Consider the following 504-nt stretch of genomic DNA (forward strand, 5'->3'; position numbering starts at 1 on the left):
ACTACTGCTCCACTTGCCGATCCTACGAAGTCACCTTTTGTTACTTGTAATACTTGCTCTTTCATTTTATATATCCTCCTTTTTAATAAGTTATCTATATGTAATTTCTAAGAAATGTTTATTTCATAGTTTTTATGTTAGCGTTACATTAAAGTTAATAACGTAACGTTTGTAACATTAATGTAACATAACTATTGTTACGTTGCAATATAATTACGTAAATTTTATTACACTTTTTTTACGTTTTTTTATAAACACTCTTAAAAACCTTGTTTTAATGCACTTTCTACTAAGTTGACGTTTGTAACGTTATTGTAATATTACAGTCATATAACGAAACATCCCCCTACTTACCTCTACTTTTGTTACAAATCAAAGTACATATTTAAATGAATACGTTGGAATCTATCAAGCTTTTACTAACTGTCCGTGCTAGATAAAGTGAAACTTTAATCAGTGGGGGTTTTCTTCATCCCCCACTGATTATTAGCCCTCACCAATCGG

General features: G+C 30.2%; 1 protein-coding gene. It reads right to left on the reverse strand.

Annotated features, from left to right (window positions below; genetic code table 11):
- The coding region (locus BAQ44_RS04945) for a DUF3948 family protein (RefSeq protein ID WP_044822233.1) at positions 1-65 on the reverse strand (65 nt) is incomplete at its 3' end.
- Positions 66-504: the final 439 nt, after the last annotated feature.

Origin of the sequence: Bacillus mobilis (assembly GCF_001884045.1) — a bacterium.
Classification (GTDB): domain Bacteria; phylum Bacillota; class Bacilli; order Bacillales; family Bacillaceae_G; genus Bacillus_A; species Bacillus_A mobilis.